Annotated in this window: 8 protein-coding genes and 2 pseudogenes; 6 read left to right on the forward strand and 4 right to left on the reverse strand. The window is 56.1% G+C overall.

Annotated features, from left to right (window positions below; genetic code table 11):
* Positions 1–19: 19 nt before the first annotated feature.
* Positions 20–3,115, reverse strand: a complete 3,096-nt coding sequence (locus C2E16_RS00725; protein WP_104951390.1) for a beta-galactosidase — start codon at positions 3,113–3,115, stop codon at positions 20–22.
* 135 nt (positions 3,116–3,250) lie between these two features.
* Positions 3,251–4,336, reverse strand: a complete 1,086-nt coding sequence (locus C2E16_RS00730; protein WP_104951391.1) for a LacI family DNA-binding transcriptional regulator — start codon at positions 4,334–4,336, stop codon at positions 3,251–3,253.
* A gap of 271 nt (positions 4,337–4,607) precedes the next feature.
* Between C2E16_RS00730 and C2E16_RS00735 the strand changes: the two are divergent.
* Both C2E16_RS00735 and murP read left to right on the forward strand, forming a co-directional pair.
* Positions 4,608–4,787: pseudogene (locus tag C2E16_RS00735) on the forward strand (LysR family transcriptional regulator); the annotation flags it as partial.
* 199 nt (positions 4,788–4,986) lie between these two features.
* On the forward strand, positions 4,987–6,426 hold the full coding sequence (gene murP / locus C2E16_RS00740; protein WP_084971619.1) for a PTS N-acetylmuramic acid transporter subunit IIBC: 1,440 nt from the start codon (positions 4,987–4,989) through the stop codon (positions 6,424–6,426).
* Here murP and C2E16_RS20970 read toward each other — a convergent pair.
* Positions 6,419–6,562 carry a hypothetical protein gene (locus C2E16_RS20970; RefSeq protein ID WP_156462414.1) on the reverse strand — a complete coding sequence of 48 codons (144 nt, stop codon included), beginning with the start codon at positions 6,560–6,562 and terminating at the stop codon, positions 6,419–6,421. The genes murP and C2E16_RS20970 overlap by 8 nt on opposite strands.
* 600 nt (positions 6,563–7,162) lie before the next feature.
* Between C2E16_RS20970 and C2E16_RS00745 the strand changes: the two genes are divergently transcribed.
* Genes C2E16_RS00745 through C2E16_RS00755 form a run of 3 tightly spaced genes read left to right on the forward strand, consistent with a single transcriptional unit; the run spans position 7,163 to position 11,811 of the window.
* A complete protein-coding gene (locus C2E16_RS00745; RefSeq protein WP_104951620.1) occupies positions 7,163–10,705 on the forward strand; it encodes an AAA family ATPase in 3,543 nt (1,180 codons plus the stop codon).
* Positions 10,683–11,132: a hypothetical protein gene (locus C2E16_RS00750; protein ID WP_084970861.1), complete on the forward strand. Its 450-nt coding sequence runs from the start codon at positions 10,683–10,685 to the stop codon at positions 11,130–11,132. Before C2E16_RS00745 ends, C2E16_RS00750 begins: the two co-directional genes overlap by 23 nt.
* Before the next feature lie 4 nt (positions 11,133–11,136).
* Positions 11,137–11,811: a hypothetical protein gene (locus C2E16_RS00755; protein WP_084970862.1), complete on the forward strand. Its 675-nt coding sequence runs from the start codon at positions 11,137–11,139 to the stop codon at positions 11,809–11,811.
* A 146-nt stretch (positions 11,812–11,957) separates the two neighbouring features.
* On the opposite strand, the pseudogene C2E16_RS00760 reads toward C2E16_RS00755, so the two are convergent.
* A pseudogene (locus C2E16_RS00760) lies at positions 11,958–12,279 on the reverse strand (ArsC/Spx/MgsR family protein); the annotation flags it as partial.
* A 14-nt stretch (positions 12,280–12,293) separates the two neighbouring features.
* Between C2E16_RS00760 and C2E16_RS00765 the strand changes: the two are divergent.
* A complete protein-coding gene (locus C2E16_RS00765) occupies positions 12,294–13,049 on the forward strand; it encodes a hypothetical protein (protein ID WP_084970864.1) in 756 nt (251 codons plus the stop codon).
* The last annotated feature ends 2 nt before the right edge of the window (positions 13,050–13,051 follow it).

Consider the following 13,051-nt stretch of genomic DNA (forward strand, 5'->3'; position numbering starts at 1 on the left):
GGCTAACGTGCCGCGCGCCTTAACGACGCACCCAGCTCACCTGATAGTGATAGTGGCTGTCCTGTAACAAATATTCCGGCGAGACGCTGGGGCTCCAGGAGTCGTCGCCGCCGACGCCCATATGGAAGCCATCCAGGTTGAGCCAGCTGCCTTCCTCCTCGCGCAGCAGATGGCGGTGCGACGTTTCATGCAGCTGGCGCTGGCTGTAACGGCTGAGGTTGAAGTGGAAGCGGCCGCGCCATTCACTGTCGCCATACTGCAACCATTCGCTGTCGCAGCGCAGGCCGTTTTCGCTGGGGAAGACGTAAGGGGTGTAGAGCGCCGCCAGCGGCAGCGCCCAGCGATCGTAGCGGGCGGACTGCTTGCGATCCGGGTAGTTTTCATGCGGGCCGAGACCCAGCCAGCTTACCTGCGGATGCACCGCCGCCAGCTGACAGGTAAGTCCGATGCGCGCCGGCGCCGGGATGCCGCGCGCTACCTCTACGTCGACGCTGATATGCAGCTCGCCATCGCCGTCGATGCGATACGTTTTGCGGCTGATAAACAGGATCGCGCCCTGATAACGCCAGCTGTGAACGGTGCGCAACAGCACTTCCGCGCTAAGCTGCTGCGCCTCGCACTGCTCAAGTTGCGGCTCCATCTGGTAAAAGCCCGCCGCTTTCCAGCGCTCGACCCAGGCATTGGGATCGATACGCGCCGCCTCGCTGACGCCGATATCGTTATCAAGCGGCGCGCGGGTGAACTGATCCTGCAACGGCTGTAACAGCGCGGGCTGTTCCGCTTTCCACCACTGCGTCAGCAGGCCGCTTTCGCGGCTGAACTGCCAGCGTTGCGCATCCAGCTCTACGGTAAATTCCCGCTCGCTGACGCGCAGCTGCGGCGCGGCGGCGACGGTTTTCGGCGCGGGCAACGTCAGCGGCGCGGCCAGACGCCACTGCTGCCAGGCGCAGATATGGCCTGCGTCGGACCAGGCGGTGGCGGCGATCTGCTGTACCTGCACCGTCAGCCATAGCTGACCGCTGGTGGCGACGGCGGGCAGATCTTGCAGCACGATACGCTGCGTGCCTTCCGGCGCGATATCGAGCGTCACCGCGCCGCAGGCGATCTCGCGGCCTTCCTGCGCCAGCGTCCAGAGCAATTGTTCGTTGTCGCTGCGGCGGAACAGATATTCGCTGGTCACCTCCAGCGTGACCGGCGTTTCGCTCCTGAGCGTAAACTGCCAGAACTGCTGCGCCTGCTGCGCTTCATACAGCGCCGGATGCGGCGTGCGATCGGCGAACACCAGGCCGTTCATGCAGAACTGACGGTCGTTGGGCGTATCGCCGAAGTCGCCGCCGTAGGCCGCGTAAGGCTGGCCGTTTTCATCATGACGAATCAGCGACTGGTCAACCCAGTCCCAGACAAAGCCGCCCTGTAAGCGCGGATACTGGCGGAACGCCTGCCAGTATTTATGGTAGCCGCCGAAGCTGTTGCCCATCGCATGCGCGTATTCGCACAGGATGAGCGGACGATGTTCGTCCGGCATGCCGATCCATTTTTTAATCGACCACTTCGGCACCTGTGGAAACGGCTGGTCCTGATCGACGCGCGCATACATTGGGCAGACGATATCGGTCGCCGCGCTGTTGGCGCCGCCGCCTTCATACTGCACGGGCCGCGTCGGATCGTTGGATTTAATCCAGCGGTAAAGGGCGTCATGGTTGACGCCGTGGCCTGATTCGTTGCCCAGCGACCAGATAATGATAGAAGGGTGATTGCGGTCGCGCTGCACCATGCGCGTCACGCGCTCGCTCATCGCAGGCAACCAGACCGGATCGCCGGACAGACGGCTCATCGGCTCCATGCCGTGCGTCTCGATATTTGCCTCGTCCACGACATACAGGCCGTAACGGTCGCACAGGCGATACCAGAGCGGATGATTAGGGTAATGAGAACAGCGCACCGCATTGAAATTATGCTGTTTCATCAGCAGGATATCGCGGCGCATGGTCTCTTCATCCATCACCTGACCCTTTTCCGGGTGATGTTCATGACGATTAGTGCCGCGAATAAGCAGAGGCTTGCCGTTCAGCTTCAGCAGCCCCTGGGAAATTTCGACCTTACGGAAGCCGATATCGCACGCCTCCGCCTCCAGCAGCGCGCCGCTGGCATCATGCAGCAGCACTACCAGACGATAGAGCGACGGCGTTTCGGCGCTCCAGAGTTTTGGCGCGGAGACCGGCAGGCGCAGCGTGGTGCGATCGTTCCAGGCGCCGCGCTCGTCGATAATCTCGCTGCCGAGCGGCTGCTGGCGTTCGCCCAGCTTTTCCTCGCCGTCCCAGAGTTGCAGCGTGGCCTGTACGCCCTGCAAATCTTCGCCTTTCACCACCACCAGCGCATCGAGATCGGCGTAGCTGAAGCTTTCATTCAGGTGCGTTACCACCTGAAGATCGCTGATACAGGTGCGCGGCTTATGCAGCAGCGACACGTCGCGGAAGATGCCGCTCATGCGCCACATATCCTGATCTTCCAGATAACTACCGTCGCTCCAGCGCAGCACCATGACCGCCAGGCGGTTCGCGCCGGGCTGCAACACCTTGCTGAGGTCGAATTCAGAAGGCAGGCGGCTGTCCTGCGCATAGCCGATCCAATGGCCGTTGCACCAGAGGTGAAAAGCGGAATTTACGCCGTCGAAGATCACGCGCGTCTCGCCGCTGGCGAGCCATTCCGCGTCGACGTTAAATGTGAGCGAATAACATCCTGTGGGGTTTTCTTCTGGCACGTAAGGCGGATTCACCGGAATGGGATAGTTCACGTTGGTGTAGATCGGCGCGTCATAGCCTGCCATCTGCCAGTTAGACGGCACCGTGACGTCGTCCGCATCGGGCAGATCTTCCTGTAGCCAGCTTTCCGGCACCGCTTCCGGGCGGGTGAAATAGCTGAACGCCCAGCGTCCGTTAAGGCTGCGCAGGCGTAAGGAGGGACGGTCGTCGCGCGCCTCTTCCGGCGTGCGCCAGCTGCAAAACGGCGGGTGGGCGGGCAGCTGATTCAGGTGGGTTATCGTCGGGTTTTCCCAGTCGCGGCGCGCCAGAACGGCGCTAAGAGAGGCGGCGGGCGAGCCTGCTTTTACGATCATATCCGGTTCCTTAATTTGCGATACGCTCACAATTTAAGGGAAATATGATTTTGCCTTGCCGGGTTGTAAAGCCACGTAACCGGAATCGGTGACGGGATTCACAAATAACGCCAGGAAACCGCTGTCCATACGGGCTTAGCCCTTTAAACGCGCCGCCTGGCGCGCCAGCTGCATCAACGCCTCTGACAGCGCCTGCGGAGAAAGCGCGGCGCGGCCCGGCGCGGCGGTAGTTTTGCGCACCACCAGACTGACCGGCAGCAGATCGGAACGGATCGACGCTTCCGGCTGATGGATCATGTCGATCATCCGCTCCACGCTGCTTTTACCCAGCGCCCGAAAATCCTGTTTGATGGTGGTCAGCGGCGGAATAAAACAGGCGCTGTCGGCGGTATCGTCATAACCGATGACCGAGACGTCGTCCGGCACCCGCAGCCCCGCTTCGGAAAGCGCCCGCAGCGCGCCCAACGCCATCTGATCGTTGGCTACCAGCAGCGCGCCGGGCTGCGTGCCCTCATTCAACAGCCGCGACACCTGCTGATAGCCCGACAGGGCGCTCCAGTCTCCCTCCATCACCGCCATCGCCGTGATCTGTTGCTGCGCCAGCGCCTGACGCCAGCCTTCAAAGCGCAGACGGGCGGATATCGAACTTTGCGGCCCCGCCAGCAGCGCGATATCGCGATGGCCCAACGCCAGCAGATGTTCTACGCCCAGCCGCGCCCCTTCGTCGGGATCGAAGAGCACGCTGTTGGCCGCCAACTGCGGCGAAACATCAAGAAACAGCGCCGGCACATCCTGACAGAGCGCCGCCAGGCTTTTCGCCTCTTCATCCTGTAGCGGAATATTCACGATCATCCCGTCCACCCGCTGCGCCAGCAGGCTGTTAATCGCCGCTTTCGCCGCCTCCAGCCCGCTTTTTTCCGTCATCGAGATCATCACGTTAAAGCGCCTTTCGCTGGCGCGGGATTTAATCGCGGCAGCAATCTGCGAGGGCGCATGAAGCGAAAGATCGGACGTCGCCAGGCCCAGCGTATGTCCCATTTTTCCGGCCAGCTGCTGCGCCACGCGGTTCGGCACGTAGTTCAGCGCCGCCATCGCCGCTTCCACCCGCTGCCGGGTCTTTTCTGACACGTTTTCCGCCTGGTTGATCACCCGCGAAACGGTTTGATAAGAGACACCTGCATGCTGTGCCACATCATAGAGCGTGGTCGACTTCGCTTTCATCCCGGCTTCCTTCGGCTATCCGCACAGGGCTGTGCTGTTACTGAAGGCGAAATAGTATGTCGGGGCGGGAATAAAGTAAAAACGGAGGAGACAGGAACCGGAGAGAGCGCGAAAAGTATGCCGCCCGCCTGACGAAAAAGCGGTTTTTCACAAAGATGAAACCCCTTGCTGCTGTTGAACATTCTTATCTGCCCGGCCCGCCTGTCGCGCTTATACCGGCTTTCAGCGGCTGGCGATCCACGCAGCCGGGCGTCACCCAGCCTGCGTTAAGTATGTCTGGGAGTTCGATGATAAAGAAGGGCCGGTGAACGTACGGGTCGACGATCAGCTGATTTTCAATACCTCGGCGCATAGGGTAGATGCGGCGCTGGCCGGTTTGGGCATCGCTTTTCTGCCGGAGGAGTTCGGTTCGCATATTGAAGAGGGACGGCTGATGCGCGTGCTGGAAAGCGGCGCGCGCTATCGGGAACAATAAGGCTATGCCTTGTAAACGGCCGCTTTCAGCGCGGCTGACGCCGGGTGGGTTGTATGAGAGAGCTCACATTTACTTCAAAATGAATAAATTATTCATTTAGTTTAAAAAATGAATAATAGATTATTCCTGTTTGATAAAAAGAGAAAGCGGCGCCGATAAAGGCGGAGGACAGAGCATGGCTAAAATCACGGAACAGCTTGTTGCCACTGTTTTGCAACTGGTTGGCGATAAACAGAATATCCAGGCCTGCGGACACTGTATGACGCGCCTGCGCCTGACGCTTAATGACGATCGACTGATCCAGCAGGAGAAGCTGAAAGCGCTGGACGGCGTGCTGGGCGTTATCAACAGTGACGATCAGCTGCAAATCGTGCTCGGCCCCGGTAAAGCGCAAACGGCCGCAGAGATGATGAATATCATGCTGGCGCAGGATGCGTCGCCAGCCGGGCCGCAGGCTATCGGCTCGGCGGCCAGCGAGACAAAACAAAAGATGAAGGCCCGGCAAACCAGTCTGGTGCATCAGTTTCTGGCGAAGTTCGCCACCATCTTTACGCCGCTGATCCCAGGCTTTATCGCCGCCGGGATGCTGCTGGGTTTCGCCACCCTGATTGAGCAGGGTCTGTTGACCAGCGCCGCCGATAAAAATGGCGCGATAGCGCATATCGTGGGCTATATGAAGCTTTTCGGCAAAGGCCTGTTTACCTTTCTGCCTGTCCTGATCGGCTATAACGCCCAGAAAGCGTTCGGCGGTTCCGGCGTCAACGGCGCTATTATCGCTTCCCTGTTTTTACTGGGATATAACCCGGATGCGACCACCGGCTATTTCTCCGGCATCGATAACTTTTTCGGCATGGGCATTGAGCCGCGCGGCAATATCATCGGCGTTCTGATCGCCTCGATGCTGGGCGCGTGGATAGAGCGGCAGCTGCGCAAAATCATTCCCGACAGCCTGGATATGATTCTGACCTCTACGCTGGCGCTGCTGATTACCGGGGCGTTGACCTTTACGCTGATTATGCCCTTCGGCGGAGAACTGTTTAAAGGCATGTCCTGGCTGTTTCTGCATCTTAACGGCAACCCTTTTGGCTGCGCTGTTCTGGCCGGTCTGTTCCTGATCGCCGTGGTGTTTGGCGTACATCAGGGCTTTATCCCGGTCTATTTTGCGTTGATGGATGTACAGGGCTTTAACTCGCTTTTCCCGATTCTGGCGATGGCGGGAGGCGGACAGGTCGGCGCGGCGCTGGCGCTTTATTGCCGTTCCGCGCACGGCTCGATGACGCGCAACCAGGTGAAAGGAGCGATTATTCCGGGGCTGCTGGGCGTGGGCGAGCCGTTAATTTATGCGGTTACGCTGCCGCGCATGAAGCCTTTCGTCACCGCCTGCATCGGCGGCGCCTGCGGCGGCTTCTTTATCGGCCTGGTGGCCTGGCTCGGCCTGCCGGTCGGTTTAAACACCGTGTTCGGCCCGTCGGGCCTGGTTTCCCTGCCACTGATGACCTCCGGTGAGGGCATTTACGCAGGGATGGCGATTTACGCTGCGGGCATGGTTATCTCCTGGGCCGCAGGGTTTATCGTTACCTGGCTGTTCGGCTATAAAGGCGTCGATCTCAGTTAACAAGGGCGCTTTTCAGGCCATTGACGACCGGCGGCATGCGCTTTGCCGCCGGCGGGTTAAGAAGGGGCGTGCCTGGGGTAGCGACGGGCGATGCCGAACGCACGACCAGCGCGGCGCTGGACGTTGTTTCCGCCATCTCCAGCGCATGCGCGCTCAGCGGATGGATGTTAACCCCACTATTTATCGCTTATGGCGTTACTGTTCGATAATCAATATGAATCATTTTTCTTTTTTCCATTTCGCCGCGAAACCTGCCTTTCTTTGAGCATTTAAATCAGGGAAAGCCTTTTATAGTACTGGCGCCAGCGTCGAATTAATGGGTTTTTATTAGCAATTGTGCAGCAAGTGCGAAACAAAAAATAATTTTCTTTATTTAAAGGGGGATAAATTAACGCTTTGATATCATTGGTATTAGGTTAGTTCTATTTCAGTCTGTGACGGCGTAAAATTTAAGCGCATCCTGATGATTATATCATCAGCAATAGCGTTATCTCTCTTGCAGAATCGCGTTAATAAAGGATTGCCGTATGGCTATTAATACGCCCGATGCGTAAAATCCTGCTTCGGTATTCGATGAAAACAGTGCCTCTCTTATGGCTGCAACCTTTCCTAAAAGGCGGATTATTCGGTGGTGTTTAAACAACTGCTAAAATTTCTATTCCCTGAATGGCAAATCATCTCGTTTATCAGGAAATATGGCTTTATTGCCCGGTCGTCTTCTGCGCAGCATCAGCCGATGACGGCCTCGGCGCTTGCCGCCGCCGCTTTTCAGCGGACGCGCGCTGCCAGCGCTGCCGGCGGCGCGTGCTGCTCTGGCCCTGCCGCCGACGCTTTTGTTCATCCCCGTCCGATTAAGAAAGTAGAAAGCAGCGCATTAAACCGACATTTCGAGGCTGTCGAGCAGGCGCTGACGCGTCTTATCATCGGCCAAAAACGGTGCCAGTTCAGCCTGCTGCGCGCCTTTAAGCGCCCCTTTGTATCCGGGCATGAGAGCCTGAAGCCCGCCAACACCCTTTTCTTGCTGGGCGGAGAAAGCTCCGGCAGACATACGCTGATTTTTCATATTACGCGGCAGCTGGCGGAGCAGAACCTGATTCAGCACGAGAACGTAAGCCGTCTGGATCTGGCGCGTTATCCCAGCGTGAGCGACGAGCAAACCTTTATGCAGGATTTGGGCGAAGCCCTGGACGGACCGTCCGATGTCATCCTGTTTGAACACTTTGAACAGTGCGCGGACAGCTATTTACGTCCGCTGGCGCAGCTGGTGACTACCGGTCAGTACCGTCATATCAGCCCGAAAGGCGTTAGCATAACGCTGGCGGCAAACCGTAAATATTTTGTATTTGTCAGCGCCTCCCGCGAGAGCGCGGTCAGTGAAAAGTTCGGCGGCCCGTTTATGCAGTCGGTTAACGATGTGATTACCGTTGACGACTATACGCCGACCGAGATTGGGATGCTGACGCAGCGGTTCCTGAACAGCCTGGCGCTGCGCTGCCAGCAAAACCTGCACGTTACGCTCTCTTACGACGATGAGGTATCCCAACACTGCATCGACAAATACAGTAAGAAACAGGGATTAATCGCCATCCAGCATTACCTGAATGAGGTGATTTATAAGGCTCTCGTCGAATATCAGCTGCGTAATAATCTGGCCGCCCGCGGGCATATCTTTTTACGTATGCAGGACGATGCGCTGGCGATATGCGTCGGCTCGCCCATGGCAAGCCCGGTTTATCTGAGCGACCTGCTGCCCGATCGGCGTAACGCCAATCTGGTCGCTATCCAGCAAGAGCTGGAGGCGGTGATTGGGCTAAAAAGCGTGAAAGAGTATGTGCTGGGATTAGAAAACAACGCACGGGTACAAAAGCAGAGAGAGCAGGCGGGCTATAAATCGGCTCCCGTTTCCATGCACATGATTTTCACCGGCAACCCCGGAACAGGTAAAACCATGATGGCGCGCATCGTGGCGAGATACCTGAAGGCTATCGGCGTGCTGACGGGCGGACAGTTAAGGGAAGTGACCCGCGCCGATCTGGTCGGGCAGTATGTCGGCCATACGGCGAAGCTCACCAATGAGGTGATCCAGTCCGCGCTGGGCGGCGTGCTGTTTATCGACGAGGCCTACGCGCTGTGCCGCGATCGCCATGATGTGTTCGGCATTGAGGCCGTCGATGCGCTGGTCAAGGGCATTGAAGATCACCGTGACGAACTGGTGGTGATCCTGGCGGGTTACAGCGACGAGATGCAGACCTTCCTGCAGGCCAACAGCGGCCTGAAATCGCGTTTCCCGAATCTGATTCATTTCGATGACTACAGCGCTGATGAGATGCTGCAAATCGCCAAACTCACCGCGCGCTCCAAAGGCTATGTGATTGAAGAGTTCTGCGATGGTCCGCTGATCCGGCTGTTTGAAAAGAGTCAGATTAAAGGGCGCAACGACAGCGGCAACGGGCGGCTGGTGAGAAACATTATTGAAAGCGCCATTCTGGAACAGTCCAGACGCCTGGCCGTTGAGCCGGGGGCGGATATGGGGATGCTGATGGCGGAAGACTTTAACTTTACGCAGCAAAAGAGCTTCGATTTAGACGCCTCGCTGGCGAAGATCGTCGGCCTGGAGAGCGTAAAAGAGGCGATTCGCGCCCAGTACACCATGCTGCTCGCTAATGAAAAACGGCGCAGGGCGGACGTGGTGGTCGATATCAAACAGTCATTGAATATCATCTTTACCGGCAACCCCGGCACCGGCAAAACCACCATCGCGCGCGTGATGGCCGCCATGTTTAAAGATATGGGGCTGCTGAAGCAGGGCCAGCTGATCGAAACCGACCGCAGCGGTCTGGTTGCTGAATATGTCGGCCAAACGGCAGGCAAAACGGAAGCGATCGTTAAAAGCGCGCTGGGCGGCGTGCTGTTTATTGACGAAGCCTATTCGCTTTCCTCCAACAGCCAGTTCGATAAAGAAGCTATCGATACGCTGGTGAAGCTTATTGAAGATTATCGCGGCGAGCTGGTGGTAATTCTGGCGGGCTATAAGAAAGAGATGGCTGACTTTATGAAGTCCAACTCCGGGCTGGAGTCGCGTTTCCCGCTGGTGATTGACTTTCCTGACTACTCGGAAGAGGAGCTTTATCAGATTGCGCTGCTGATGGCGGAAGGTAAAGGCTTTCAGTTCACCGACCGCGCGCAGATCACATTGCGTGAAGCGATCGCGGCGGCGAGCAGAACCGCATCCGCGCAATCCGGCAATGGACGCATGGTGCGTAACATGCTGGAGAAAATTCTGCGTCAACAGTCGGCGCGTATCGCCACTACCGAGGTGCCGAGCGCCGAGCTGACCACCATTTTACCGGAAGATATCAGTGTGCCGCGTCCGACGGAGAAGACCTACGATCTGGAGGCCGCGCTCAACGATATTGTCGGACTGAATCAGGTGAAAACCTATATCCGCAGCCTTTACGCCCGGCTGCGGGTGCTGGCCGAGCGGCGCAAAATGGGTCTGCCCGTCGACAACAGCCAAACCCTACATATGATTTTTAAGGGCAATCCTGGCACCGGCAAAACAATGATGGCGCGCATTATCGCCGACGTTCTCTACAATATTAACGTCATTCAAACCAATAACATGGTCGAGACCGACAGGTCGGGACTGGTCGCTGGTTATATCGGACAGACGGCGATTAAAACCACCGAGAAGGTGATGGAGGCGATGGACGGCGTGCTCTTCATCGATGAGGCGTACTCGCTTGCTCAGGGCGGCGCCATCGATTTTGGTCGCGAGGCGATAGATACGCTGGTGAAGCTGATGGATGACAACCGTGAGCGGTTGGTGGTGATCCTGGCTGGCTACAGCCAGAACATGGATAACTTCCTGGGCATGAACCCCGGCCTTAAATCGCGCTTCCCCAATATCATTGAGTTTGACGACTACAACGTCGATGAGCTGATGCTGATCGCCGAAAAGCTGTATGAAAAACGCGGCTACGTGTTGGATGAGGCGGCGCGGCAGAAAATGCGGCAGCTGTTTACCCAGGCGGTCACCGAGGCGGCGTTTGGCAACGGGCGCTACGTGCGCAACGTTTTTGAACATTCGTTGAATCAACAGGCGCTCAGGCTAAGCACCGATCCCGATTTAACCCGTGAAGAACTGATGACGATCGAGGCCAGCGACATTACCGTGCGTCAGCGGCAGAGTATGATTTGCCTGCCGGGCGCAGGAGAGGCTGCACCCGGCGAGCATTTTAAAGAGAAGGAAACCAATGAGTTATCAAAAGCGCCCTAAATTAGGCATCGTGGCCGCGCTGTATGTGCTGTTTATCATGTCATGGCTAAGCCTGGTGCTGATATTTTTTCCGCTGGGTTTTTATATCGATATTACGCAAACCATTAGTAGCGGCGCGGTATCAAACAGCTCAGGCTTCGCTTTTAATATGATTCAGTCGGTTCTGGTGTTTTTAATTCCGACGTTCTTTATTCTCTGGCTGCGTAATATGTACCAGTATTTCCCGTGGTTGCTGCCTTTTGTCGTTATCTGCACGCTGAACCTGATTATATTCGGTGTGGGCTCGGAGATTACCAATAAAGGGTTCGAGGTCAGCAATTCCACCCGACACACCATTTTTACCGTTCTTGTTGTGGCGCAAATTATCGCTTCGCGTCTGGCGATGAGCGCTTATTTCCATTTCAGACCGTTAAAGCCGTTGAGATAAAAATATGGACCTGTTTAAAAAAGAGAAAGAAAGCGAATCAGAAGAGCAGCCGCAGCGCGGGCACCGCGAGGCGCAGCGTCAGGATGATCGCCCTGTTCAACGGGGACAGCGCCCGATGGGCCAGCCCGGCAAGCCGGAGAAAAAACGCAATCCGCTGAAAGGGATTGGTCTGGCGGCTGTTGCCGTACTGGTAGCCACTTTTTTCCTGACAGGAAAGAGCGCGACCGTCGATACCAGCCTGGAGGCGCAAAATGCCCTGAAGACCGGCACCTCCTCAACGCTTGAAGCTGGTACGCGGCTGCTGGAGGCGGATGGCGACCAGCTTTCGGGCAGAGACTACGACGTGAAGATTCAGGACCAGGGCGGCACCGGCGGCCAGCCGGGCGGCTCGGTGAATCTGTATGTCTGGGATTACGCGGCGGAAGACGGCGACTACGTTCAGGTTATCTTCAACGGTAAGCCGCTCGGCGATGCCTTTATGATTAAGCATGCGGCAAAAATTATCCCTCTTGATATCGTGCCGGGCGTGCCGGTTAAGCTGCAGGTCAAAGGCGTTAAAGATGGCGGTGGCGGCATTACCTATGCGGCGATGTTTCACTATAAGCAGCATCATTTCACCTATTTCAATATGGCGCCGATTGGCGGAAATAATACCTATACGATGACGTTGGTGCCGTAGTTGATAAGGGCGGGGAATAGCCGCTGAGTAGTGAAGGCGGTTCTGTTTAAGAGGAAAGGGCAACGGGGGAAGGTTGCCTTTTTTTGTTGTCGGCCGCAAACCACCCTCTCTGGAGGCGGCTGCCTTATTGACAGTCCGTTGGAAGATCAATGACCGACACATTTTCCGTGCTCATCAATCACTTTTTCGCCGGCCTCTTTGGTAAAGGCTCTCTGCTGCGGGTTCGGCCGAATATCCAGAACCGATTCAGACGGACGGTACAGTTTCGTGCCGAGCGGCGTGACCACGACCGGACGGTTAATAAGGACAGGATGGGCCAGCATGGTTTAGCGGTTCCTTATCGCTGAACCAGTTTTCCGCCAAACCCAGTTTCTCATACGGCTCCGTATTTTTGCGCAGTAGGGCATGCACGCTGATGCCCATATCCGCAATCAGTTTTTTCAACTCGCCACGCGACGGCGGGGTATCATGCTTTTACCGGTGTGAACGCTGATGAAGCCAGTTTTATGCATAAAAATTATGGAATGATTGCGGCGCTTACCACGGCTGGCGATAAAATTTTTGGTACAGCAAGTGATGTTGGTGAAAAATACTTTTCTGAAATAGAGAAAATGCTCAAAAAAATTGAGGCCAGTTATCAGTACCAGTATCGAACTCAGGGCACGCTTATCAGTCAGCAGTTCTTTATAGAACGCAAGAAGCTTTTTGATGAGTTAAAAGAATTGGTTAATAAGCCCTTACTAAAATCTTTTATCCGCCATTCTGTAAAATTTCGGCCTTATGAAGATATGCGTAGAGCGCTTAATCTTTCCAGACGTTCAATTGTGCATGAGTGGTCTACAGTAGGTCTTGGAGGAATACCCGGTTATTCAAGTTATGTTGGCAATGCGGCCAAAGCAGCGAGATTCCTTAAGTCCGGTGGTTACATTGGTATAGGATTCGCTTTGGCAGGCACAACCAATAATGTGATTAATGCTTGCATAAACGGGCGAGAAAATGGGTGCCGAAAAACGGCATTCAAAGAATATAGTAAATTTGGGGCATCAACTCTAACAGGTGTCGGAATGGGAGCAGTTGGTTCAATGGCTGGGCTGGGAGTGTGCGCAGCGATTGGAATTGCTACAGTAGGTACAGGCGCAGTGGCTTGTGCTGCTGTTGGTTCAATAGCGGCTGGTTACGTTGGTGCTAAGACAAGCGACGCCATTATGGATACCATTTATGAGTACACAGGAATTTAGGA

Origin of the sequence: Mixta calida, assembly GCF_002953215.1 — a bacterium.
In the GTDB taxonomy this organism is placed as follows: Bacteria; Pseudomonadota; Gammaproteobacteria; order Enterobacterales; family Enterobacteriaceae; genus Mixta; species Mixta calida.

What these genes read in the sequence shown, in the direction of transcription:
- C2E16_RS00725 (WP_104951390.1), bottom strand. Translation starts at nt 3,115, where the DNA reads ATGATCGTAAAAGCAGGCTCGCCCGCCGCCTCTCTTAGCGCCGTTCTG.
- C2E16_RS00730 (WP_104951391.1), bottom strand. Translation starts at nt 4,336, where the DNA reads ATGAAAGCGAAGTCGACCACGCTCTATGATGTGGCACAGCATGCAGGT.
- murP (WP_084971619.1), top strand. Translation starts at nt 4,987, where the DNA reads ATGGCTAAAATCACGGAACAGCTTGTTGCCACTGTTTTGCAACTGGTT.
- C2E16_RS20970 (WP_156462414.1), bottom strand. Translation starts at nt 6,562, where the DNA reads ATGGCGGAAACAACGTCCAGCGCCGCGCTGGTCGTGCGTTCGGCATCG.
- C2E16_RS00745 (WP_104951620.1), top strand. Translation starts at nt 7,163, where the DNA reads ATGACGGCCTCGGCGCTTGCCGCCGCCGCTTTTCAGCGGACGCGCGCT.
- C2E16_RS00750 (WP_084970861.1), top strand. Translation starts at nt 10,683, where the DNA reads ATGAGTTATCAAAAGCGCCCTAAATTAGGCATCGTGGCCGCGCTGTAT.
- C2E16_RS00755 (WP_084970862.1), top strand. Translation starts at nt 11,137, where the DNA reads ATGGACCTGTTTAAAAAAGAGAAAGAAAGCGAATCAGAAGAGCAGCCG.